At 72.6% G+C, this 21,525-nt stretch carries 24 protein-coding genes; 18 read left to right on the top strand and 6 right to left on the bottom strand.

Translation table 11 applies throughout. The features are described 5' to 3' along the window. Positions 1–133: 133 nt before the first annotated feature. The gene (locus tag QWM81_RS07485) at positions 134–550 is read left to right on the top strand and encodes a hypothetical protein (RefSeq protein WP_290110852.1); all 417 of its coding nucleotides are present in this window, start codon (positions 134–136) and stop codon (positions 548–550) included. 12 nt (positions 551–562) lie between these two features. On the opposite strand, the gene QWM81_RS07480 is transcribed toward QWM81_RS07485, so the two are convergent. Then, the gene (locus QWM81_RS07480; protein ID WP_290110851.1) at positions 563–1,360 is read right to left on the bottom strand and encodes a helix-turn-helix domain-containing protein; all 798 of its coding nucleotides are present in this window, start codon (positions 1,358–1,360) and stop codon (positions 563–565) included. A 103-nt stretch (positions 1,361–1,463) separates the two neighbouring features. Between QWM81_RS07480 and QWM81_RS07475 the strand changes: the two genes are divergently transcribed. Both QWM81_RS07475 and QWM81_RS07470 read left to right on the top strand, forming a co-directional pair. Then, a complete protein-coding gene (locus QWM81_RS07475) occupies positions 1,464–1,769 on the top strand; it encodes a 4a-hydroxytetrahydrobiopterin dehydratase (RefSeq protein ID WP_290110850.1) in 306 nt (101 codons plus the stop codon). Positions 1,770–2,031: 262 nt separating this feature from the next. Then, the gene (locus QWM81_RS07470; protein ID WP_290110848.1) at positions 2,032–2,898 is read left to right on the top strand and encodes a class I SAM-dependent methyltransferase; all 867 of its coding nucleotides are present in this window, start codon (positions 2,032–2,034) and stop codon (positions 2,896–2,898) included. Positions 2,899–2,901: 3 nt separating this feature from the next. On the opposite strand, the gene QWM81_RS07465 is transcribed toward QWM81_RS07470, so the two are convergent. Together QWM81_RS07465 and QWM81_RS07460 are read right to left on the bottom strand one after the other, a co-directional pair. After that, on the bottom strand, positions 2,902–3,693 hold the full coding sequence (locus QWM81_RS07465) for a TIGR03943 family putative permease subunit (RefSeq protein ID WP_290110846.1): 792 nt from the start codon (positions 3,691–3,693) through the stop codon (positions 2,902–2,904). Then, complete coding sequence (locus tag QWM81_RS07460) at positions 3,690–4,676, bottom strand: permease (protein WP_290110844.1); 987 nt, start codon at positions 4,674–4,676, stop codon at positions 3,690–3,692. The genes QWM81_RS07465 and QWM81_RS07460 overlap by 4 nt, the downstream gene beginning before the upstream one ends. Before the next feature lie 119 nt (positions 4,677–4,795). Between QWM81_RS07460 and QWM81_RS07455 the strand changes: the two genes are divergently transcribed. The 3 genes from QWM81_RS07455 to QWM81_RS07445 all read left to right on the top strand — a co-directional run bounded on the left by QWM81_RS07455 (position 4,796) and on the right by QWM81_RS07445 (position 6,443). Continuing rightward, complete coding sequence (locus tag QWM81_RS07455) at positions 4,796–5,095, top strand: DUF5133 domain-containing protein (protein ID WP_290111032.1); 300 nt, start codon at positions 4,796–4,798, stop codon at positions 5,093–5,095. Between the two features lie 262 nt (positions 5,096–5,357). Beyond that, the gene (locus tag QWM81_RS07450) at positions 5,358–5,915 is read left to right on the top strand and encodes a hypothetical protein (RefSeq protein WP_290110843.1); all 558 of its coding nucleotides are present in this window, start codon (positions 5,358–5,360) and stop codon (positions 5,913–5,915) included. A 30-nt stretch (positions 5,916–5,945) separates the two neighbouring features. Continuing rightward, on the top strand, positions 5,946–6,443 hold the full coding sequence (locus QWM81_RS07445) for a hypothetical protein (protein WP_290110842.1): 498 nt from the start codon (positions 5,946–5,948) through the stop codon (positions 6,441–6,443). 25 nt (positions 6,444–6,468) lie between these two features. Here the strand turns inward: QWM81_RS07445 and QWM81_RS07440 are convergent, their stop codons facing one another. Further along, on the bottom strand, positions 6,469–7,302 hold the full coding sequence (locus tag QWM81_RS07440; protein ID WP_290110841.1) for an aldo/keto reductase: 834 nt from the start codon (positions 7,300–7,302) through the stop codon (positions 6,469–6,471). Positions 7,303–7,519: 217 nt separating this feature from the next. On the opposite strand from QWM81_RS07440, the gene pqqA reads away from it, so the two are divergent. Genes pqqA through QWM81_RS07410 form a run of 6 tightly spaced genes read left to right on the top strand, consistent with a single transcriptional unit; the run spans position 7,520 to position 11,657 of the window. Further along, positions 7,520–7,648 (top strand): pyrroloquinoline quinone precursor peptide PqqA, encoded by a 129-nt coding sequence (gene pqqA / locus QWM81_RS07435; protein ID WP_290110839.1) that lies wholly within the window; start codon positions 7,520–7,522, stop codon positions 7,646–7,648. A gap of 11 nt (positions 7,649–7,659) precedes the next feature. Beyond that, positions 7,660–8,556: a pyrroloquinoline quinone biosynthesis protein PqqB gene (pqqB, locus tag QWM81_RS07430; protein ID WP_290110838.1), complete on the top strand. Its 897-nt coding sequence runs from the start codon at positions 7,660–7,662 to the stop codon at positions 8,554–8,556. Beyond that, the gene (gene pqqC / locus QWM81_RS07425; RefSeq protein WP_290110837.1) at positions 8,553–9,242 is read left to right on the top strand and encodes a pyrroloquinoline-quinone synthase PqqC; all 690 of its coding nucleotides are present in this window, start codon (positions 8,553–8,555) and stop codon (positions 9,240–9,242) included. Before pqqB ends, pqqC begins: the two co-directional genes overlap by 4 nt. Next, positions 9,239–9,505 (top strand): pyrroloquinoline quinone biosynthesis peptide chaperone PqqD, encoded by a 267-nt coding sequence (gene pqqD / locus QWM81_RS07420; RefSeq protein WP_290110836.1) that lies wholly within the window; start codon positions 9,239–9,241, stop codon positions 9,503–9,505. Before pqqC ends, pqqD begins: the two co-directional genes overlap by 4 nt. Further along, positions 9,502–10,584 (top strand): pyrroloquinoline quinone biosynthesis protein PqqE, encoded by a 1,083-nt coding sequence (gene pqqE, locus QWM81_RS07415; RefSeq protein ID WP_290110835.1) that lies wholly within the window; start codon positions 9,502–9,504, stop codon positions 10,582–10,584. The genes pqqD and pqqE overlap by 4 nt, the downstream gene beginning before the upstream one ends. After that, positions 10,581–11,657: a PQQ-dependent sugar dehydrogenase gene (locus tag QWM81_RS07410; RefSeq protein WP_290110833.1), complete on the top strand. Its 1,077-nt coding sequence runs from the start codon at positions 10,581–10,583 to the stop codon at positions 11,655–11,657. The genes pqqE and QWM81_RS07410 overlap by 4 nt, the downstream gene beginning before the upstream one ends. A gap of 27 nt (positions 11,658–11,684) precedes the next feature. Here the strand turns inward: QWM81_RS07410 and QWM81_RS07405 are convergent, their stop codons facing one another. Next, on the bottom strand, positions 11,685–13,484 hold the full coding sequence (locus QWM81_RS07405) for an AMP-dependent synthetase/ligase (protein ID WP_290110832.1): 1,800 nt from the start codon (positions 13,482–13,484) through the stop codon (positions 11,685–11,687). A 538-nt stretch (positions 13,485–14,022) separates the two neighbouring features. Between QWM81_RS07405 and QWM81_RS07400 the strand changes: the two genes are divergently transcribed. Further along, on the top strand, positions 14,023–14,409 hold the full coding sequence (locus QWM81_RS07400; RefSeq protein ID WP_290110831.1) for a (2Fe-2S) ferredoxin domain-containing protein: 387 nt from the start codon (positions 14,023–14,025) through the stop codon (positions 14,407–14,409). On the opposite strand, the gene fdhD is transcribed toward QWM81_RS07400, so the two are convergent. Then, positions 14,375–15,259 (bottom strand): formate dehydrogenase accessory sulfurtransferase FdhD, encoded by an 885-nt coding sequence (gene fdhD, locus QWM81_RS07395; RefSeq protein WP_290110830.1) that lies wholly within the window; start codon positions 15,257–15,259, stop codon positions 14,375–14,377. The genes QWM81_RS07400 and fdhD overlap by 35 nt on opposite strands. A 244-nt stretch (positions 15,260–15,503) precedes the next feature. On the opposite strand from fdhD, the gene QWM81_RS07390 reads away from it, so the two are divergent. The 5 genes from QWM81_RS07390 to QWM81_RS07370 all read left to right on the top strand — a co-directional run bounded on the left by QWM81_RS07390 (position 15,504) and on the right by QWM81_RS07370 (position 21,498). Further along, a complete protein-coding gene (locus QWM81_RS07390; RefSeq protein WP_290110829.1) occupies positions 15,504–16,442 on the top strand; it encodes a beta-ketoacyl-ACP synthase III in 939 nt (312 codons plus the stop codon). Between the two features lie 146 nt (positions 16,443–16,588). Next, positions 16,589–17,770 (top strand): ROK family transcriptional regulator, encoded by a 1,182-nt coding sequence (locus QWM81_RS07385; RefSeq protein ID WP_290110828.1) that lies wholly within the window; start codon positions 16,589–16,591, stop codon positions 17,768–17,770. 97 nt (positions 17,771–17,867) lie between these two features. Beyond that, a complete protein-coding gene (locus QWM81_RS07380; RefSeq protein ID WP_290110827.1) occupies positions 17,868–19,394 on the top strand; it encodes a sugar ABC transporter ATP-binding protein in 1,527 nt (508 codons plus the stop codon). Beyond that, complete coding sequence (locus QWM81_RS07375; protein WP_290110826.1) at positions 19,391–20,407, top strand: ABC transporter permease; 1,017 nt, start codon at positions 19,391–19,393, stop codon at positions 20,405–20,407. Before QWM81_RS07380 ends, QWM81_RS07375 begins: the two co-directional genes overlap by 4 nt. A 53-nt stretch (positions 20,408–20,460) precedes the next feature. After that, positions 20,461–21,498, top strand: a complete 1,038-nt coding sequence (locus tag QWM81_RS07370; RefSeq protein WP_290110825.1) for a substrate-binding domain-containing protein — start codon at positions 20,461–20,463, stop codon at positions 21,496–21,498. Positions 21,499–21,525 lie beyond the last annotated feature (27 nt).

The raw sequence follows: 21,525 nt of genomic DNA, 5'->3' as shown, positions 1-21,525 counted from the left end.
GCCCGCATTACCCCTGCGGTAATCGACCTCTTTTCCGGCGTCCGGCATGGTTGCGGTACCGGAACCCGGGCGGTCTCGCACTCCGGCCGGGCTCCGGGCCCATGACAACCCTGACGATGGAGGCTGATCCGCCATGTCCCAGGCCCTGCTCGCCGGTATCTCCCGCACCACCGAGCCGCAGACCATGCTGCGGCGCTTCCTCGCCCTGGACGCCGTCGTCACGGGGGCCAACGGCCTGGCGTACGTCTTGGCGTCCGGGCCTCTCGGCCGGCTCCTCGGGGTCGACGCGACGCTCCTGTTCGAACTCGGCCTGTTCCTCACCGCGTTCGCCGCCGGCGTGGGCTACCTCGCCTCCCGGCCGCAGCCGGCCGCCACGGCCGTCAAGCTGGTCGTCGACGTCAACGTGATCTGGGCGGTCCTGAGCGTCGTCGCGCTCGTCGCCTGGCTGTCGCCCAGCACCGCCGGCGCTCTGTGGATCCCGATGCAGGCCGCGACCGTGGCCGGATTCGCCGCCCTCCAGTGGTCCGCCCTGCGGGCGGTGAGCCGCTGAGGTCCCGGGTTGCTAGAGGGACTGGAGGTACTTGACCGTCGCCGGGTCGGCCGGGAGGAGCGTCTCGATGGCCAGCTCGGCGACCGTCACGTCCATCGGGGTGTTGAAGGTCGAGATGGACGACACGAAGGACAGCACATGGCCGTCGTGCTCGATCCGCAGCGGCAGCGCGAAGTACGGGGCCGGTGCCTCGGGGCCCGTGACGGCGCCGGCGCGTTCCGGTACGGGATAGGCGGCGACCTCGTCGTACAGCGCACGCAGCGTCGCGGAACGGGCAAGGGCGATCTGGCGCTCCATCTGGGCCAGCAGATGCCCGCGCCACTCGGGCAGGTTGAGGATCCTCGGCGCCAGGCCCTCCGGGTGCAGGGTGATCCGCATGGAGTTCAGCGGCGGCGCCAGCAGATGCTCGGGCAGCCCGGCCAGCAGCATCGTGATGCCCCGGTTCGCGGCCACCACCGTGTACGAGCCGTCCACGACGATCGCGGGATACGGGTCGTACCCGGCCAGCAGCTGTTCGATGCCCTCGCGCAGGGTGCCGAGCGACGGGTCGTCCAGGGGCGTCTGGGTGTACCGGGGGGCGTAACCGGCCGCGAGGAGTAGGGCGTTGCGCTCCCGTACCGGCACCTCCAGGTGCTCGGCCAGGCGCAGCACCATCTCCTCACTGGGGCGGGCCCGGCCCGTCTCGATGAACGAGATGTGACGGGCCGACGAGTCGGCGCGCAGCGCCAGCTCCAGCTGGCTCAGCCGCCGCCGCTCGCGCCAGCCGCGCAGCAGCGGCCCTACTTCCTTACCGGAAACGACACTTGTCATACCGCAGACGGTAGCCCACGTGTTGACCGCGGGCCGGAGCCGTCGGACCGTATCGTCACGGTCACCCGTACCGACACGCACCGACCCGGAGGGAGCACGGGACATGCCCACGGAACCGCTGTCGCAGAAGGAGATCGAGGACCGCCTGCGCGAACTGCCCGGCTGGTCCCAGGAGGGCGACCGTATCGCCCGCACCTACCGCCTCGGCACCCACTTCGCGGCGACCGCGATGGTGGTCCACATCGCCCAGATCCAGGAGGAACTGAACCACCACTCCGACCTGACCCTCGGCTACAACACGGTCGGCCTCACCGTGAACACCCACGACGCGGGCGGTGCGATCACCGAGCGGGACTTCGACCTCGCGGCCCGCGTCGAGAAGATCGCACCGTCCCACGGCGCCAACTGACGCGCCACGTACACGCGGTGGCGGGCGGCGAGTCCGCCACGTCGCGTCGTGACCGGCGCTCCGGCGCGAGGACGTGCCGTGCCCGCATGTCCCGTCCCTGCGCCCTGCGGCGGCAGCTCCCACACGCCGCCGCGTGTCCCGTGCGACGTGATCCGGCCGACCGGCGCCCGCCGCGCGGGCCGCCGCCGACGCGGAGGCTCATGGCGTTGCCGAACCGGCAACAATGCTTGCCGTCATCGCCGCACCGGCGCACCCTGTCCGCATGAGCCGACACCAGCACGAACACGACCACACCCACCTGGACTGGACCGAGATGCTGCCGCTGCTGGAGCACGGCGCGGAGCTCCAGGCCCCCCTCTACCGGCAGGCCGCGGCCTGGCTCGGCGAACTGCTGCCGGCGCCAGGCGTCCGCCGCATCCTGGACATCGGCAGCGGACCGGGCGTGATCTCATGCCTGCTCGCGGAGGCGTTCCCGTACGCGGAGGTCGTCGCCGTGGACTCCACGCCCGAGCTCCTGGAGCGCACCCGCGCCCGTGCCGCGTCCCTCGGCGGCCGGGTCACCACGCACCACGCCGAACTCCCGGGCGGCATCGCCGAGCTGGGCCGCGCCGACCTGATCTGGGCGGCCGACTCCCTGCACCACCTGGGCGATCAGCGCGGCGCCCTCGCGGGCCTGGCGGGGCAGCTGCGCCCCGGCGGCCTGCTGGCCGTCGTCGAGGGCGGGCTGCCGACGCGGCGCCTTCCGCACAGCTTCGGCATCGGGCGGCCGGGTCTGGAGGCCCGGATCGACGTGGCGCACGCCGACTGGTTCGCCGAGATGCGGGCGGGGCTGCCCGGCGCCAAGGCGGACGTCGACGACTGGCGGACGCTGCTGGCCGACGCGGGGCTCGTACCGAGCGGCACGCGCTCGTTCCTCCACGACGTGCCGGCCCCGGTCACCGACGCCGTACGCCAGCAGGTCGTCGCTGCCTTCACCCGGCAGCGTGACGCCCTCGGCGACCGGCTCGCGCCCGAGGACCGGGCCACCCTGGACCGCCTGGTGGACCCGGCGGACCCGCAGGGCCTGCACCACCGCCCGGACGTGTTCCTGCTGACCGCCCGCACGGTGCACACGGCACGCCGCGGCTGACCGTCAGCGCGGCAGGGGCGCGGTGTCCTGGTACGGGCTGACCGGCTGGGGCACGCGCCGCACCGTCCGGGCGTCGATCGCCACCGCGGCCGCCGCCGTCCCGAGCGCACCGCCACCGGGGTGCCACGTGCCCGTCACGGTCACCCAGGTGTCGGCGGGGGGCGCGGGCTTGCCGTGGACGCGGACGCGCAGCGACCGGGAGTCGGCCGCGCAGCAGCTGACGACCAGCCGGCTGAGGTACCAGGTCCCGGCGCCGGTGCCGGTGCCGTCCTTCGCGGGCGGGCCCGCGGGCGTGACGAACCCGGTCATCAGGACCGTGCGGCCGGCCAGGCCCCGGTCGCGGTCCTGCTGGACCCGGGCGATGAACCCGGACAGGGAGAGCGGCACCGGGCCGGCGTCCGGCAACGGGCCGAACTCCGGCACCCGGGCGACGGCGTTGCCGGTCTCGCGCGCCGCCGTGTACGAGCCGAGCGCGGGCGGGGCGTGCAGAAGCAGGGCGAGGACCGGCAGGAAGAGCACCCAGGCGACGCGCGGCCCGTCCCGGTGGCCGTGGCCGTGGCCGTCGTCCACGCCCTCGTCGTCCACGCTCTCGTCGTCCCCTCGGCGCGAGGGGAACGGGAACCCGTCCCGTACGGCGCTGACCAGGCCCAGCACGAGCAGCAGCGCGGCGGAGGCGATGAGGAAAGGCCGCAGGCCCTCCTTCACGTACCGCAGATAGACCTGGCTCAGCAGGGAGATGTGCAGCAGGGCGGAGCCGGTGAGCAGCAGCAGGGCCGCCTGGATCTGGCGTCTCACAGCAGCCACCACCCGGTCAGGCAGGCACACGCCACGGCCACCACCGTGGTCGCGGCCGAGAAGCGCACCGCGAAGCCCCGCCCGAACGTCCCCGCCTGGAGGGCGATCAGCTTCACGTCCACCATGGGGCCCACCACCATGAACGTCAGCCGGGCGGTGGAGGAGAAGCCGGTGAGCGACGCGGCGACGAAGGCGTCGGCCTCCGAGCAGACGGCGAGCACGATGGCGAGCGCGGCGAGGAACAGCACCGACAGCCAGGGGGAGCCGGCGAACACGTCCAGTACGGAGCGCGGTACGAGCACGTTGAAGGTGGCCGCCGCCATCGCGCCGACCACGAGGAAGCCGCCCGCGTGCAGGAAGTCGTGCTGGAACCCGACCCGGAACTCCTCCCAGCGGCTGTGTCCCGTCCGGTGGCCGGTGTGCCGCGCGGGCATCTTCAGCCACTCGGCCCGGCCCCACTTCAGCCACAGCCAGCCCATGGTGGCCGCCGTCGCGAGTGACGCGACGAACCGGGCGGCGACCATGTGGGGCTGCCCGGGGAAGGCGACGGCGGTCGAGACCAGCACGACGGGGTTGACCGCGGGGGCGGAGAGCAGGAACGCGAACGCCGCGGCCGGGGTGACCCCGCGCCTGATCAGGCTGCCGGCGACGGGCACGGAGGCGCACTCACAGCCGGGCAGCACCACACCGGCGGCGCCGGCAACCGGCACGGCCAGCGCGGGCCTGCGGGGCAGCACCCTGCTGAACACCCGGGCCGGGACGAAGGCGTTGACGGCCCCGGAGACGACGGTGCCGAACAGCAGGAAAGGCAGCGCCTGCACGGTGAGCGCCACGTACACGGTCTGCCAGGCCCGGAAGCCGGGGTGGTTCGGCGCGGACAGCGCGAGGGCGGTGATCACCAGCAGTGATACGGCTCCGGCGGCGGCGACGGACAGCGGTATCGCGCCGCGCGGGCGCTCCCGCGCGGGTGCGGCTCGGGTCATGGGGCCACACCTTAGCGGCGGCGACGAGACGACGATCATTTCAGCGGACCGGAAGGCATGCCCGCGGCGAAACGGGGCAGGCGCACCCCAATGCTGAAAAGGGAGGGGCCGCCGTGCCAATGCTCAACCCGCGTGAACTGAGGACGCTTCTCGCCCGTTATGCGGACCTGAAGATCACCCTTGCCCGCAGGAGCGATCCCGGTCTGCTCCGCGCGCTGGACGACGTCAGCTACACCCTGTGCGTCATGACGGGCACGCGCTCCATCTCCGATGCGCTCGCCGCCGCCGATGAGCTGCTGGCCCGGCACACCCCCGCGACCGCGCACACGGCCGCGACCGCGCACACGGCCGCGACCGCTCCCACGCCTCCGGCCGCTCCCACGGCCGACGCCGGGACGGACGCCGCCCTGGCGGCCTGAGCCCGCCGCCCACGCATCGCCACGGACAGCGCGATGGCGGCGATCACCAGCAGTGATACGGCTCCGTCGGCGGTGACGACGGACGGCGGTATCGCACCTGGCCCCCTGACCGAGCCGCGCCCGCGCGGCGGGTCAGGGGCCACGCTGTATCCGCCGCGGGGAATGTCCAATTTCACCCTGCTCGGCCCCGGCCGTTCCGGTGGCCTGGTGCGAGCGATACCCTAAATGGGGCATATCGGACACTAGTGAGGGGGTCGGCCCCATGTCGACAGGGACCCTCCTGGCCATCGTCATTCCCGTCGCGGTGATCCTGGCCGCCCTGGCCGTCGTCGCCTTCCTCGGCTTCCGCAGGCGCCGCCTGCGCGAGCGGTTCGGACCGGAGTACGAACGGACGGTCGACGACACCGGAAGCCGGCTCGCCGCCGAGCGCGATCTGAGCGCACGCGAGAAACGCCATGACGAACTGGACATCAGGCCTCTGCCGGACGAGGTCAGGGACCGGTACACCCGGGACTGGGCCGACGTCCAGGGAGAGTTCGTGGACCGCCCGGAGGACGCCGTGCAGGACGCGGACCTCCTGGTGACCTCCCTGATGCGGGAGCGCGGCTACCCGACCGAGGATCTCGACCAGCGGCTGAAGGACCTCTCCGTCGAGCACGGCCGCACGATCGAGCACTACCGCGCCGCCCACGAGATCAACCGGCTGAGTATGAAACACCAGGCCACGACCGAGCAGCTGCGTGGAGCGATGGTGCACTACCGCGCCCTCTTCGACGACCTGCTCTCCGACGGGGGCCAGTCCCACCGCGCCCCCGCCTGACCCGGCACAGGCCACGGTGGAGGAGGAGAGATGCAACGCGAGGACATACCCGAACCCGGCGAGAGCGGCCTGTCCACCGAGGACATCGCCCAGCCGGGCGGCGCGGGCGAAGCCGCCGGCGAGCGGCCCGGCGCCCCCGCCTTCCCGTACGAGAGCCAGGAGAGTGAGGAGCGCCGGGAGGGCACCGCGGAGCCGGCCGAATCGGCCCCGCCCACGTCCCCGGAAGTCGCCGTCCCCGCCGGGCGCGACGAGGACGAGACACCGCAGCTCCTGGCCCCCGAGGACGAGGAGGGCTTCCGGGACCGCTGGCAGGGCATCCAGGCCAAGTTCGTCGACGACCCCCGCGAGGCCGTGCACGAGGCCGACGCCCTCGTCGCCGACGTCATGCAGCAACTGGCCTCGACCTTCGCCGACCACAAGCGGGAGCTGGAGGGCCAGTGGAACCGCGGCGAGGAGGTGGACACCGAGGAGCTTCGCAAGGCACTGCGTCAGTACCGGTCGTTCTTCAACCGGCTCCTGACCACCTGATCCGCCCCCGCGGCCGGCCGGAGGTTCAGGCGTAGTCGAAGGTGGCCGGGTCCGGGCCCAGGCGCTTGCCCTCGTCGAGGGCGGCGAGGGCCGCCATGTCGTCGGTGTCGAGCTCGAAGTCGAAGACGTCGATGTTCTCCCGGATCCGCGACGGGGTCACGGACTTGGGGATGACCACGTTGCCGAGCTGGAGGTGCCAGCGCAGGACCACCTGCGCGGGGGTGCGGTCGTGCTTGCGGGCGATCGCGACGACCGCCGGGGCTTCCAGCAGGCCCTTGCCCTGGCCGAGCGGTGACCAGGCCTCGGTGACGATGTCGTGGCGGGCGTGGAACGCGCGGGACTCGGCCTGCTGGAGCTGCGGGTGCAGCTCGATCTGATTGAGCACCGGCACGACGGAGGTCTCGCCGAGCAGGCGTTCCAGGTGCTCGGGCAGGAAGTTGGAGACGCCGATGGCCTTGGCGCGGCCGTCCGCGTAGATCTTCTCGAAGGCCTTGTACGTGTCGACGTAGGCGTCCTTCGACGGCAGCGGCCAGTGGATCAGGTACAGGTCGACGTAGTCGAGGCCGAGCCTGGCCAGCGAGTCGTCGAAGGCGCGCAGCGTCGAGTCGAAGCCCTGTTCGCTGTTCCACAGCTTGGTGGTGACGAAGACCTCTTCGCGGGGGAGGCCGGAGGCGGCGATGGCCTGGCCGGTGCCCTTCTCGTTCTCGTAGATCGCCGCGGTGTCGATGCTGCGGTACCCGGCCTCCAGGGCCGTGCCCACCGCCTTCGCCGCCTCGTCGTCGGGCACCTGCCAGACGCCGAAGCCGAGCTGCGGCATGGAGACGCCATTGTTGAGGGTGATGGAGGGGACCTTGCTCACGAGCGATCGATCCTTACGTGGTTCGGTTGATACTCCAGTGTTCAACGATCGCATACCCGGACCGTGTTCCTGGATGCAGGCATTGACCGCGTCCCGTCAACGCGGGCACTCTGTTGCACGTCGCTGAACGCGATGCACGCATCTGAACGGTTGAATAGCCCTGTTCGGCACTCCTGAACCCCCACCTCTCAGGAAAGCAGGTCCGGTCATGCGTGAAATGTCCGTATCCTACCCCCACGAGAACGCCGAGGAGACGGCCGCCGCCCCGGTTGTCTGGCAGACCCCCGCATACACGGTCGTCGAGACCGGCCTCGAAGTCACCGCCTATTTCCTCGCCGACCGGTAGACCCCGCCGCCATGCTGCTGCAGGTGCTCGGCACCGCGGCGGGCGGCGGACTGCCCCAGTGGAACTGCGCGTGCCCCGGCTGTGCCGGGGCACGCGCCCACCCCGAACGGCGCCGCCGTCACGCCTCGCTCGCCCTCCGCGCCGACGAGGGCTCCTGGTACCTCGTCAACGCCACTCCCGACCTCGGCGAACAGATCGAGGGCTGCCGCGAGTTGTGGCCCGGGCCCGGCCCCCGGGACACGCCCCTGGCGGGGGTCGTCCTCACCGACGCCGAACTCGACCACACCCTCGGCATCGCCCGCCTCCGCGAGGCCGACGGCTTCGAGATCCTCGCCACCCCGCCCGTACGTACCGCGCTCCTCGGCCTGATCCGCCTCGGCGACACCCTCGGCCCGTACACCCGCGTCACCTGGCGCGAACTCGGCGGCAAACCCCAGCCGCTCACCGCCGGCGGAACCGTCGAGATCCAGGCGGTACCCGTTTCGGCCAAACGGCCCCGCTACGCCGCCGGAACGGGTGAGGACGACCCCGCCTGGGTCGTCGCCCTCCGGCTGCGCGAGACGGCCACCGGCCGCACCCTCGTCTACGCGCCCGCGCTCGCCGCCTGGACCGAGGAGTTCCAGTACGCCGTCGAGGACGCCGACCGCGTCATCGTCGACGGCACCTTCTGGGACGACGACGAGCCCGTACGCACCGGGATCTCCGCCAAGACCGCCACCGGTATGGGACACCTGCCCATCACCGGACCCCACGGCACCGCCGGCCGGCTCGCCGCTCTGCGCGCCCGCTGCCTCTACACCCACCTCAACAACACCAACCCCCTCACCGACCCCGACGCCCCCCAGCACGCCGTGCTCGCCGGCCAGGGCCTCGGTGTCGCCGCCGACCGGATGGTGATCGAACTGTGAACCCCTGGAGCCGGGAGGAGTTCGCGGCACGGCTGCGCGCCGTCGCCACCGACCGCTACCACGACCGCCACCCCTTCAACGTACGCATGCACCAAGGCGCCCTCAGCCCCGACGAGGTACGCCGCTGGATCCTCAACCGCTTCCACTACCAGCGCCACATCCCCGTCAAGGACGCCCTGATCCTCGCCAAGCTCGACACACCCGCGCTGCGCCGGGCCTGGCTGCGGCGCATCCAGGACCACGACGGCGAAAAGGACGGCGGGGGAGGCATCGAGCGCTGGCTACGGCTCGGGGAGGCCGCCGGGATCGACCGCGCCCGGCTCGAAGGGGGCGAGGAGGTGCTGCCCGGCGTACGGCTGGCCGTCGACGGCTACGTCAACTTCTGCCGGCTGCGGCCCCGCCTGGAAGCCGTCGCCGCCTCCCTCACCGAACTGTCCGCGCCCACCATCATGCGCACCCGCATCCAGGCGTTCGAAACCCACTACTCCTGGATCGAGGCGGACGGACTGGCGTACTTCCAGGGCCGCATCGGACAGGGCGGCCGTGACAGCACCGAAGCGCTCGGCCTGGTCCTCGACTGGGCCCGCACCCGCGAGGAGCAGGAGCGGGCCGTGGCGGCGCTCGCCTTCAAGTGCGATGTGCTGTGGTCGCTGCTCGACGCCATCGAGGCGGGAGGCCGGCCATGAGCGGCGGCGGTCCGTGGCGGCCGGCACTGCGCCGGTCCGTGATGCTCCGTCACGATCCGGTGCGCGACGCCGACCTGCTTCTGCTGCCCGAACGCGTCGTCGTGCTGCACGGCAGCGCCGGGTCCGTCGTCCGGCTCTGCGACGGCGAGCGGGACGTCGACGCCATCGTGGCCGAACTGGCGGCGCTCCACCCGGGTGCGCCGGTCGCGGAGGAGGTGCCGGCCTTCCTCGGACGGCTGCGGGCGGAGGGCTGGCTCACATGACAGCGCCTCCATGGGCTCTGCTGGCCGAACTGACGCACGGCTGCCCGCTGCGCTGCCCCTACTGCTCCAATCCGCTGGAACTGACGGCGAGGTCGGCGGAGCTGACGGCCGGGCAGTGGGCGGACGTCTTCCGGCAGGCCGCCGCCCTCGGCGTCGTCCAGACGCATCTGTCGGGCGGCGAGCCGCTGCTGCGCCGTGACCTCGACGCGATCGTGGCCGCCGCCGACGGGGCCGCCATCCACACCCAGCTCGTCACCAGCGGCGTCGGCCTGAGCGCCGGAAGGCTGCGCGGCCTGGTGGCGGCCGGGCTGCGCAGTGTCCAGCTGTCCGTACAGCACGCGGACGCGGCCGCCTCCGAACGGATCGCGGGCGCCCGGTCGTTCACCGCCAAGGAGCGCGCCGCCCGCCTCGTACGCGAGGCGCGGCTGCCCCTGGGCCTCAACGTCGTCCTGCACCGGGCCAACCTCGACGCCCTCGACGCCCTCGTCGAACTCGCCCTCGCGTGGGGCGCCGAGCGGGTCGAACTGGCCAACACCCAGTTCTACGGCTGGGCGCTGCGCAACCGCGACGCCCTCCTGCCCGACCGGGCCCAGGTCGCCCGCGCGCACGCCGCCGTGGAGCGGTGGCGCGAACGCCTGGCCGGGCGCCTGGATCTCGTCTGGGTGGTGCCCGATTACGTGGACGGCACCCCCAAGCCCTGCATGGGCGGCTGGGGCGCCGTGTCGATGACCGTCGCACCGGACGGCACGGTGCTGCCCTGCCCGGCCGCCGCCGCCCTGCCGGGGCTCGGCGCGCCCAACGTCAAGGACCACGCCCTGGAGTGGATCTGGCGCGAGTCGCCGGCCTTCAACGCCTACCGGGGCGAGGAATGGATGCGCGAGCCGTGCCGCGGCTGCGCCCTGCGCGCCACCGACTTCGGCGGCTGCCGCTGCCAGGCGTACGCACTGACCGGCGACGCCACCCGCACCGACCCCGTCTGCCCCAAGTCCCCCGACCACGGGCTCGTCACCGCCCTCGTGGACGCGGCACGCCCGGATCCCCGGCCCGGCTACTCCTACCGCACGGAAGGACCCCGATGACCCCCACACGCAGGACCGTTCTCGCGGCCGCCCTCGGCACCGCCGCGCTGCTCACCGGACTGGTACAGCCCTCGTCCGCGACGCCGCTCGCGAGCGAGCCCACCGGCGTGGCCACCCTCTCCACCGGCTGGACCATCCCCTGGGGCACCCACTGGCTGCCCGACGGCTCGGCCGCACTGGTCACCGAACGCGACACCTTCACGGTCTACAAGGTCACCCCGTCCGGCGCCCGCACCCAGGTCGGCAGCGTGCCCCACTCCCAGACCACCGGCGGCGAAGGCGGCCTGATGGGCATCGCCGTCGACCCCGACTGGGCCACCAGCAAGCGCGTGTACGTCATGCACACCTCCTCCGAGGGCAACCGCATCGCCCGTATGACCTTCGACGGCACCCGCCTCTCCGGCTACACCTCCCTCGTGCAGGGCATCAGGAAGGCCCGCTACCACAACGGCGGCCGGCTCGCCTTCGGCCCGGACGGCTTCCTGTACGCGTCGACCGGCGACGCCCAGAACACCGCGCTCGCCCAGGACCGCGCCTCCCTCAACGGCAAGATCCTCCGCATGACCAAGGACGGCAGGCCCGCCCCGGGCAACCCCTTCGGCACGCTGGTCTACAGCCTCGGCCACCGCAACCCGCAGGGCCTCGCCTTCGATCCGCAGGGGCGGCTGTGGGAGGCCGAACTCGGCCAGAGCTCACGCGACGAGCTCAACCTCATCAAGCCCGGCGCCAACTACGGCTGGCCGGCCTGCGAAGGCACCTGCACCGTGGCCGGCATGACCAACCCCAAGAAGACCTGGAGTGTCGCCGAAGCCTCCCCGAGCGGCATCGCCGTCGCGGACGGCGCCGTCTACATGGCCTCCCTGCGCGGCGAACGGCTGTGGCGCATCCCCATCTCCGCCGACAACGAGAACGTCGGCACCGCGACGGCGTACTACGTCGGTACGTACGGCAGGCTCCGCACCGTCACCAAAGTGCCGGGTGCCCCTCAGCTGTGGGTCACCACGACCAACGCGGACGGCAACGGCGGGCAGCCGGCCGGCTCCGACCGGATTCTCAAGGTCACGATCGGCTAGCGGGCACTGCGGCGGCGCGGCGGGCGGTCACCGGTACAGCGCGTCGACCTCCGCCGCGTACGCCGCCTCGATGGCCTTCCGCTTGAGCTTCAGCGACGGCGTCAGCAGCCCGTGCTCCTCGGTGAACGGGTGCGCGAGGATGCGGAAGGTGCGGATCGACTCGGCCTGCGACACCAGTGTGTTCGCGGCCACCACGGCCCGCCGGATCTCCGTCTCCAGCGACGGGTCCCGCACCAGTTCGGCGGGCGGCAGCGGCGGCCGGTTCTGCAGGGCCAGCCAGTGGTCCACGGCCTCCAGGTCGAGGGTCACCAGCGCCGCGATGTACGGCCGGTCGTTGCCGACCACGACGCACTGCGCCACCAGCGGATGCGCCCGTACCCGTTCCTCCAGGCCGCCCGGCGACACGCTCTTGCCGCCTGACGTCACCAGGATCTCCTTCTTCCGCCCCGTGATCGTCAGATAGCCGTCCTCGTCCAGCGCGCCCAGGTCACCGGTCGCCAGCCAGCCGTCCTTGAGGACGGCGGCGGTCGCCACCGGGTCGCCCAGGTACCCGGCGAAGATGTGCGGGCCGCGCAGCCACACCTCGCCGTCATCCGCGATGTGCACGGTCGTCCCGGGGATCGGCGGGCCGACCGTGCCGTACTTCGTCCGCTCCGGCGGGTTGGCCGTGGCCGCGGACGCCGACTCGGTCAGGCCGTACCCCTCGTACACGGTCACGCCCGCGCCCTCGAAGAACAGCCCGAGCCGCCGGGCCATCCCCGACCCGCCCGACATGGCGTGCCGTACCCGCCCGCCCAGCGCGTCGCGCACCTTGCCGTACACGACCTTGTCGAAGAACTGGTGCCGCACCCGCAGCCCCGCCGACGGGCCGGGCCCCAGCCCGAACGCCTTGGTCTCCAGCGCCTCCGCGTACCGCACCGCCACCTCGACGGCCCGGTCGAAGGCGCCCGCCCTGCCCTCCGCCTCCGCCTTGCGCCGTGCCGCCTGGTAGACCTTCTCGAAGATGTACGGGACGGCCAGCACGAACGTCGGCCGGAACGCCGCCAGGTCCGGCAGCAGCGTGCTCGCCGCGAGCACCGGCTGGTGCCCGAGCTTCACGCGTCTGCGGACCGCCGCGACCTCCACCATCCGCCCGAAGACATGCGCGAGCGGCAGGAACAGCAGCGTCGACGCCTCGTCCCCGGGCTTGGAGCGGAACACCGTCTGCCAGCGGCTCACCAGGGTGTCCGCCTCGAACATGAAGTTCCCGTGGGTCAGTACGCAGCCCTTGGGACGGCCCGTCGTGCCCGAGGTGTAGATCACCGTGGCGATCGACTCGGGCGTCACCGCCCGCCGGTGGCGCTGCACGACTTCCTCGTCGATGTGCGTGCCCGCCTCCACCAGCTCGGCGACCGCGCCGGCGTCCAGCTGCCACAGCCGCTTCAGCCGGGGCAGCCGGTCGACCACCGAGCCGATGGTCATGGCGTGGTCCTCGTGCTCCAGCACGCACGCGGTCACCCCGGCGTCGTGCAGCATCCAGTGGACCTGCTCGGCGGAGGAGGTGGGGTAGACGGGCACGGACTGGGCGCCGACCGTCCACAGGGCGAAGTCGAAGAGGGTCCACTCGTAGCGGGTACGCGCCATGATGGCGACCCGGTCCCCGAACCGTACGCCGTGCGCGATGAGCCCCTTGGCCAGGGCCAGCACCTCGTCCCGGAACTCCGCGGCCGTGACATCGGCCCACCGGCCTGCCGCGTCCTTGCGGCCGAACGCCACCCGGTGCGGATCGTCCGCGGCGTGCTCGAACACGGAGTCGGCCAGTCCGCCGACCAGGGGAGCCGCCGCCATGGGGGGGACACTGAATTCGCGCAATGGCCTGCTCCTTGAGGGGTGGCGATCGCACCGCGGGGGGTGACGGTACCCCACCCGGAAGTCGGGCGGCAGGCCCTTCGGCCACCCCGCCCGGCACCCTGGCTCACACGGCATCGCCACAGGTCAGAGGCAAGGTCGCCGCCCCGGGGCAGGTGGCCGTCCACGTTCCTGACGCGCGAGTAAGGAGCGGGCGCCGAAATCTCCACCGAATCTGTACGCCGCGCTCACGAGAAGCGGCGGGGGAGGGCCGGCCGGGACGCGGGTTTCCCCGTCGACCCGGTCGCGTGGACGATGGACAGCCGTTCGGCCCGTACCGAGCAAGCGGAGCACTGGAGCCCGCCGACCCCGCGCCCGCCGATCGGTCCCCTCGTCCACGCCGCAGCCCGCCCGCCGCTGACCGCCGCTGACCCGGCTTCCTGCGCGGGGGCCCTCGAAGTGAAGATCATCCCGGCCGGTAACGTGACGCCATGCCCGCTCCCGCCGCCCACGCCCGCCCCACCCCGGACGCCGCCCCGTGACCCGTACCTGGATACGCCCCGGCGCCAGCCGCCCCTGCTCGCTCGTCGTCTGCCGCGGCTGCTGCTGCGGCGACGCCCGCAAGCACCCCGGCACCGACCACGCCGGTCAGCTGGCCCGCCTCCGTGCGGCCGCGGCTGCCTCCGGCGGGCGGCTCGCCGTCCGCACCAGCGACTGCCTCGGCCCGTGCGGCCAGGCCAACATCGTGGTCGTCCAGCCCTCCACCGAGGGCCGCAGGCGCGGCGCCCGCGCCGCCTGGATCGGCTGGGCGCTGGACGACGACTGCCTGGACGACATCCTCGCGTGGGTCGACGCGGGCGGCCCCGGCATCGCCGAGCCCCCGGACACGCTCACGCTCCAGATGGTCGACCCGCCCCGGAGGTAGGGGCGCCCTGCCAGGCCCCCGCCGCCAGGGCGATACGGTGCTCACCCGCGTACACGTTCATGTTCTCGCCGCGCAGGAAACCGACCAGCGTCAGACCCGTCTCGGCGGCCAGGTCCACGGCGAGCGACGACGGCGCGGACACCGCCGCCAGCACCGGGATGCCCGCCATCACCGCCTTCTGGGCCAGCTCGAACGACGCCCGGCCCGACACCAGCAGCACCGTCCGGTCCAGCGGCAGCCGATCCTCGCGCAGCGCGCGGCCGACCAGCTTGTCCACCGCGTTGTGACGGCCCACGTCCTCCCGTACGTCCAGCAGTTCGCCGGTCTCCGAGAACAGCGCCGCCGCGTGCAGGCCGCCCGTCCGGTCGAACACCCGCTGCGCCGCCCGCAGCCGGTCGGGCAGCCGCGCGAGCAGCCCGGGCTCGATCCGCAGCGGGGGAGCGTCGGCGATCGGGAAGCGGGCGGTGGTGCGCACGGCGTCCAGGCTCGCCTTGCCGCACAGCCCGCACGACGACGTCGTGTAGACGTTGCGCTCCAGCGTGATGTCCGGCACCGGGACCCCGGGCGCCAGCCGCACGTCCACCACGTTGTACGTATTGGTGCCGTCGTCCTTGGCCCCGGCGCAGTACACGATGTTCCGTACGTCCGCCGCCGCGCCCAGGACCCCTTCGCTGACCAGGAAGCCCGCGGCGAGCGCGAAGTCGTCGCCCGGCGTACGCATGGTGATGGCGAGCGGGCGGCCGTTCAGCCGGATCTCCATCGGCTCCTCGGCGACGAGCGTGTCGGGACGGGCGGAGGCGGCCCCGTCCCGGATGCGGATGACGCGGCGGCGCTCGGTGACCCGTCCCATGGCTGATCAGTCCCGGTTCTTCAGGTGGGTGTCGCTGGCGTCCCATTGTCCTGCACACGGTCGCGGACACGCGCCGTGGCGTCCCCCGTGGCATTTCACGCACGGTCCGCCGGCCACCGGTGATGTTGCGGACTCTCCAAGAGGCGGGCGTGATTCCTGTTGGTTCACCTGACCGGTTACTCATCAGTCGCTGGCGAGACTGGAGGGCTCCTGCACACGAACCGACACCAAGGGGGTCCCGAGCATGACGGGCACTCGTATCGCCGCGCTCGGGCACTACCAGCCCGCCAAGGTGCTCACCAATGACGACGTGGCCGCCCTGGTCGACACCAGCGACGAGTGGATCACCACCCGGGTGGGCATCAAGACCCGCCATGTCGCCGGCCCCGACGAGCCGGTCGACGAGATGGCCGCCCACGCGGGCGCCAAGGCGCTCGCCTCCGCCGGGCTGACCCCGGCCGACATCGACCTGGTGCTGGTCGCCACCTCCACGGCGATCGACCGCTCCCCGAACACCGCCGCACGCGTCGCCGCCCGGCTCGGCATGGGGTCACCCGCCACCATGGACCTCAACGTCGTCTGCGCGGGCTTCACCCACGCGCTGGCCACCGCCGACCACGCCGTACGAGCCGGCTCGGCGGCCCGGGCGCTGGTGATCGGCGCCGACAAGATGACCGAGGTCACCGACTGGACCGACCGGACCACCTGCGTCCTGGTCGGCGACGGCGCGGGCGCGGCGGTCGTCGAGGCCGCGCCCGACGCGGGCATCGGGCCCGTCCTGTGGGGTTCGGTCCCCGAGATGGGCCACGCCGTCCGCATCGAGGGCACCCCGCCGCGCTTCGCCCAGGAGGGCCAGGCGGTCTACCGGTGGGCCACCACCCAGCTGCCGCCCATCGCCCGCACGGTGTGCGAGCGGGCGGGCGTCGCGCCCGAGGAGCTGGCCGCGGTCGTGCTCCACCAGGCCAACCTGCGCATCATCGAGCCGGTCGCCCGGAAGATCGGCGCGGTCAACGCGGTGATCGCGCGCGATGTGACCGAGTCGGGCAACACCTCCGCCGCCTCGATCCCCCTGGCGCTCAGCAAGCTGGTCGAGCGCGGCGAGGTCGCGTCGGGCGCGCCCGCCCTGCTCTTCGGCTTCGGAGGCAACCTCTCGTACGCCGGGCAGGTCGTCCGCGTCCCCTGACGCGCCGGGCTTTGTCCTGGCTGTGGAGAAAGTTGGCACGGATTGCCGCGCAACTTCTTCCCCCTGTGGGAAAGCGCTGCTACGTTCCCCCTCGACAGCAGGACGCCAAGGCCGGACACGACGGCGGGGAGGGGCGCGTGAGACGTATGACGGCTCGACCCGCCAACGCGCACCAGGCGCGGCTGCTGCGGCTGTTGCGCGACGGCGGCCCCAACTCCCGCGCGCAACTGGGCGATCAGGTCGACCTGTCCCGCTCCAAGCTGGCCGTCGAGGTCGACCGGCTGCTGGAGACCGGCCTGGTGGTGGCGGACGGGCTCGCCGCCTCGCGCGGCGGACGGCGCTCGCACAACATCCGCCTCGCGCCCCAACTCCGCTTCCTGGGCATCGACATCGGCGCCACCTCGATCGACGTGGCCGTCACCAACGCCGAACTGGAGGTCCTGGGACACCTCAACCACCCCATGGACGTACGCGAGGGCCCGGTCGCCGTCTTCGAGCAGGTGCTCACCATGGCGGCCAAGCTCAGGGCCTCGGGCCTGGCGGAAGGCTTCGACGGCGCCGGGATCGGCGTACCGGGGCCGGTCCGCTTCCCCGAGGGCGTGCCCGTCGCCCCGCCGATCATGCCCGGCTGGGACGGCTTCCCGGTCCGCGAGGCGCTCAGCCAGGAACTGGGCTGCCCCGTCATGGTCGACAACGACGTGAACCTGATGGCCATGGGGGAGCAGCACGCGGGCGTCGCCCGCTCCGCGCGCGACTTCCTCTGCGTCAAGATCGGTACGGGCATAGGCTGCGGCATCGTCGTCGGCGGCGAGGTCTACCGCGGTACGACCGGCAGCGCCGGCGACATCGGCCACATCCAGGTCGTACCCGAAGGCCGCCCCTGCGCCTGCGGCAACCACGGCTGCCTGGAGGCCCACTTCAGCGGCGCCGCGCTCGCCCGGGACGCCGCGGACGCGGCCCGCGCCGGACGGTCCGAGGAACTGGCCCGGCGCCTGGAGGCGGCCGGGAGGCTCACCGCGGCCGACGTCGCCGCCGGCGCGGCGGCCGGGGACGCCACCTCGCTCGACCTCATCCGGGCGGGCGGCAACCACGTCGGCCAGGTCATCGCGGGACTCGTCAGCTTCTTCAACCCGGGCCTGGTGGTGATCGGCGGCGGGGTGACCGGCCTCGGGCACAACCTGCTCGCCAGCGTCCGCACCCAGGTCTACCGCACGTCGCTGCCCCTGGCGACCGGCAACCTGCCCATCGTGCTCGGGGAGTTGGGGGCGATCGCCGGGGTCATCGGCGCCGCCCGGCTCATCAGCGACCACCTGTTCTCCCCGGCCTGACCCCCAGGCACGGGACCGCACCACCCCTTCCGTACACCGCACACCCTGGTACCTCGCCCTGCCCGCTCACCGGCCGCACCCGCCGAGGGGATTCGTCATGGCAACACCGGAACCACCGCTCCTCACCATGTCCGGCATCACCAAGTCGTTCCCCGGCGTACGCGCCCTCGACGGCGTCGACCTGGAGGTACGGGCCGGCGAAGTGCACTGCCTCCTCGGCCAGAACGGCGCCGGGAAGTCCACGCTCATCAAGGTCCTCGCCGGCGCCCACCAGCCCGACGACGGCACCATCACCTGGCGCGGCGAACAGGTCACCCTCACGTCGCCCGTCGCCGCCATGCGGCTGGGCATCGCCACCATCTACCAGGAACTCGACCTGGTGGCAGGGCTGTCGGTGGCCGAGAACGTCTTCCTCGGCCACGAGCCCACCACCGCCGGATTCGTCGTACGCCGCACAAGCGCGCGCACCGCCACCGCCGCCCTGCTGCGCCGCCTGGGCCACCCCGAGATCGACCCGGCCCGGGCGGTCGGCGAGCTGCCCGCCGCCCAGCGGCAGATCGTCTCCATGGCCCGCGCGCTCTCCCACGACGTACGCCTCATCGTGATGGACGAGCCGTCCGCCGCGCTGGACCCCGACGAGACCGCCAACCTCTTCCGGATCGTCACCGACCTGACCGCGGACGGCGTCGCCGTCGTCCACATCTCCCACCGCCTGGAGGAGATCCGGCGCATCGGCGACCGGGTGACGGTCCTCAAGGACGGGCGGGCCGTCGCCGGCGGGCTGCCGGCCAAGGACACCCCGACACGCGACATCGTCGCCATGATGACGGGCCGGAACGTCGAGTACGTCTTCCCCGAACGGCCCTCGGTGCCCGCCGCCCCCACCCGACCGCCCGTACTGAGAGTGGAAGGCCTCACGCGGCAGGGCGAGTTCGCGCCGGTCGACCTGAAACTGCGGCCCGGCGAGATCGTCGGCCTGGCGGGACTCGTCGGCTCGGGGCGCTCGGAGATCCTGGAGACCATCTACGGGGCGCGCAGGCCGACCGCCGGGCGGGTCCTCGTCGACGGCCGTCCGCTGCGACCCGGCAGCGTCCGCGCCGCCGTACGCGCCGGACTCGGCCTCGCCCCCGAGGAACGCAAGGCCCAGGGCCTGCTGCTGCTGGAATCCGTCACCCGCAACGTCTCGGTGTCGTCCCTGTCCCGCTTCTCGCGCGGCGGCTGGCTCGACCGCACCGCCGAACGCGCCGCCGCCCGCACGGCCACCCGTGAGCTGTCCCTGCGGCCCGACAACCCGGACGCCCGTATCCGCACCCTCTCCGGCGGCAACCAGCAGAAGGCCGTGCTCGCCCGCTGGCTGCTGCGGGGCTGCCGCGTCCTGCTCCTCGACGAACCGACCCGGGGTGTGGACGTCGGCGCCCGCGCCGAGCTGTACGCCGTGATCCGGCGGCTCGCCGACGACGGGCTCGCCGTCCTGCTCGTCTCCAGCGAGGTCCCCGAAGTGCTGGGCCTGGCCGACCGGGTGCTGGTGCTCCGGGAGGGGCACGTGGTGCACACGGCGCCCGCCCGGGAGCTCGACGAACACCGCGTACTCGACCTTGTGATGGAAGGGAGCCCGACGCCATGACGCAGCCCGCTCCGGTCACGACCGCCGAACCACCCGTCGGCGAAGCCGCCGGCCGGCCGCCCCTGGGGCTGCGGGCCGACGTCCGCAACCTCTCCCTGCTCGGTGTGCTCGCCGTACTGATCGCGGTCGGCGGCATCACCAGGCCCGACCAGTTCCTCGACACCTCCAACCTCCAACTGGTCCTCACCCAGGCCTCCGTCATCGGTGTCGTCACCGTCGGCATGACCTTCGTCATCACCAGCGGCGGCATCGACCTGTCGGTCGGCGCCATCGTCGCGCTGGCGTCCGTGTGGGCGACCACCGTCGCCACCCAGGAGTACGGCTTCGCCGGCATCCTGTTCACGGCGGTGGTGGTGGGCCTGGGCTGCGGACTGGTGAACGGGCTGCTCATCGCGTACGGGGGGATGGTGCCGTTCATCGCCACCCTCGCCATGCTCGCCTCGGCGCGCGGCCTGGCCCTCCAGATCACCGACGGCAAAACCCAGATCGTCACCGTGCAGTCGGTCCTCGACCTCGGCGTCCCGGACGCGTACATCCTCGGCATACCCCCGCTGGTGCTCGTCTTCGCCGCCGTCACCGTCATCGGCTGGCTGCTGCTGAACCGGACCACCTTCGGCCGGCGCACCGTCGCGGTCGGCGGCAACGCGGAGGCGGCCCGGCTCGCCGGCATCGACGTACGCCGCCAGCGCCTCTACCTCTACCTCCTGTCCGGGCTGTGCTGCGGCATCGCGGCCTTCCTGCTGATCGTCCTGGCGGGCTCCGGCCAGAACACCAACGGCAACCTCTACGAACTCGACGCGATCGCCGCCGCGATCATCGGCGGCACGCTGCTGAGCGGCGGGCGCGGCACCATCGTGGGCTCCGTGCTCGGCGTCCTCGTCTTCACCACGATCACCAACATCTTCGCCCTCAACAACCTCCAGAGCGACGTCCAGCAGATCGCCAAGGGCGCGATCATCGTCGCCGCCGTCCTGGTCCAGCGCCGCACCGCGCGCGGCGCCGCCGAAGCCTGACACTCCAGCCCAGCCCGTCCGCCCATCCCCCCGACCGGAAGGGTCCCACCGCCATGCCCCCAACCAGCCGCAGAGGACTGCTGTTCGGTACCGCCGCCGTCTCCGCCGGCGCGCTGCTGACCGCCTGCACCAGCAACGAGCCCAAGAACTCCGCCCCCGCCACCGACAACGTCCCGGCCGCCGCCGACAAGCCCGGTACCCCCGTGACCATCGGCTTCGCCGGGCCGCAGGCCGACCACGGCTGGCTCAACGCGATCAACGAGAACGCCAAGGCACGGGCGGCGAAGTACGCGGAGGTGACGCTGGAGATCACCGAGGGCTCCAACGACACCGCCGCCCAGATCGGCCAGATCCAGACCCTGATCAACAAGAAGGTCGACGTCCTGGTCATCCTGCCGGCCGACGGCAAGGCCCTGACCCAGGTCGGCCTCCAGGCCATGAAGGCCGGCATCCCGGTGATCAACCTCGACCGGGTCTTCGCCTCCCCGCAGGCGTACCGCTGCTGGATCGGCGGCGACAACTACGGCATGGGCCTCAACGCCGGCCGCTACATCGGCGAACAGCTCAAGGACAAGCCGAACGCCAAGGTCGTCGAGCTGGCCGGCATGGACAACCTGGAACTCACCAAGCAGCGCACCCAGGGCTTCGACGACGCGCTGAAGAACTACCCCAACATCAGAAAGGTGGCGCGGCAGGCCGCCGAGTTCACCGTCGAGTCCGGCCAGGCCAAGATGGCCCAGCTCCTCCAGGCGCAGCAGCAGTTCGACGCGCTGTGGAACCACGACGACGACCAGGGCGTCGGCGCGCTGCGCGCCATCCAGCAGGCGGGCCGCGACGACTTCCTGATGGTCGGCGGAGCGGGCGCGAAGTCGGCGATGGACGCCATCAAGGCCGGCAACAGCGTCCTCAAGGCGACCGTGCTCTACCCGCCGACCATGGCCGCCTCCGCCATCGACCTGGCCCGCGCACTGGGCCAGAAGAAGGGCGTCAGCGGAATGTCGGAACTGGAGATCCCGGCGTCGATCACCCTGTACTCGGCCGTGGTGACCAAGGAGAACGTCGACGACTACCTGCCCACGGGCTTCAGCTGACCCGGCTCTGCCCGCCCCCACCGAGCA

It is taken from the genome of Streptomyces ficellus (assembly GCF_030406405.1).
Classification (GTDB): domain Bacteria; phylum Actinomycetota; class Actinomycetes; order Streptomycetales; family Streptomycetaceae; genus Streptomyces; species Streptomyces ficellus_B.
The sequence above is the reverse complement of the archived record's forward strand: the minus strand, read 5'-3'. Positions and strand labels throughout refer to the sequence as shown.

Bases quoted from the DNA above. Each gene is read 5' to 3' on its own strand.
- QWM81_RS07485 (WP_290110852.1), top strand. From the start codon at position 134: ATGTCCCAGGCCCTGCTCGCCGGTATCTCCCGCACCACCGAGCCGCAG.
- QWM81_RS07480 (WP_290110851.1), bottom strand. From the start codon at position 1,360: ATGACAAGTGTCGTTTCCGGTAAGGAAGTAGGGCCGCTGCTGCGCGGC.
- QWM81_RS07475 (WP_290110850.1), top strand. From the start codon at position 1,464: ATGCCCACGGAACCGCTGTCGCAGAAGGAGATCGAGGACCGCCTGCGC.
- QWM81_RS07470 (WP_290110848.1), top strand. From the start codon at position 2,032: ATGAGCCGACACCAGCACGAACACGACCACACCCACCTGGACTGGACC.
- QWM81_RS07460 (WP_290110844.1), bottom strand. From the start codon at position 4,676: ATGACCCGAGCCGCACCCGCGCGGGAGCGCCCGCGCGGCGCGATACCG.
- QWM81_RS07455 (WP_290111032.1), top strand. From the start codon at position 4,796: ATGCTCAACCCGCGTGAACTGAGGACGCTTCTCGCCCGTTATGCGGAC.
- QWM81_RS07450 (WP_290110843.1), top strand. From the start codon at position 5,358: ATGTCGACAGGGACCCTCCTGGCCATCGTCATTCCCGTCGCGGTGATC.
- QWM81_RS07445 (WP_290110842.1), top strand. From the start codon at position 5,946: ATGCAACGCGAGGACATACCCGAACCCGGCGAGAGCGGCCTGTCCACC.
- pqqA (WP_290110839.1), top strand. From the start codon at position 7,520: ATGTCCGTATCCTACCCCCACGAGAACGCCGAGGAGACGGCCGCCGCC.
- pqqB (WP_290110838.1), top strand. From the start codon at position 7,660: ATGCTGCTGCAGGTGCTCGGCACCGCGGCGGGCGGCGGACTGCCCCAG.
- pqqD (WP_290110836.1), top strand. From the start codon at position 9,239: ATGAGCGGCGGCGGTCCGTGGCGGCCGGCACTGCGCCGGTCCGTGATG.
- pqqE (WP_290110835.1), top strand. From the start codon at position 9,502: ATGACAGCGCCTCCATGGGCTCTGCTGGCCGAACTGACGCACGGCTGC.
- QWM81_RS07410 (WP_290110833.1), top strand. From the start codon at position 10,581: ATGACCCCCACACGCAGGACCGTTCTCGCGGCCGCCCTCGGCACCGCC.
- QWM81_RS07405 (WP_290110832.1), bottom strand. From the start codon at position 13,484: ATGGCGGCGGCTCCCCTGGTCGGCGGACTGGCCGACTCCGTGTTCGAG.
- fdhD (WP_290110830.1), bottom strand. From the start codon at position 15,259: ATGGGACGGGTCACCGAGCGCCGCCGCGTCATCCGCATCCGGGACGGG.
- QWM81_RS07390 (WP_290110829.1), top strand. From the start codon at position 15,504: ATGACGGGCACTCGTATCGCCGCGCTCGGGCACTACCAGCCCGCCAAG.
- QWM81_RS07385 (WP_290110828.1), top strand. From the start codon at position 16,589: ATGACGGCTCGACCCGCCAACGCGCACCAGGCGCGGCTGCTGCGGCTG.
- QWM81_RS07380 (WP_290110827.1), top strand. From the start codon at position 17,868: ATGGCAACACCGGAACCACCGCTCCTCACCATGTCCGGCATCACCAAG.
- QWM81_RS07375 (WP_290110826.1), top strand. From the start codon at position 19,391: ATGACGCAGCCCGCTCCGGTCACGACCGCCGAACCACCCGTCGGCGAA.
- QWM81_RS07370 (WP_290110825.1), top strand. From the start codon at position 20,461: ATGCCCCCAACCAGCCGCAGAGGACTGCTGTTCGGTACCGCCGCCGTC.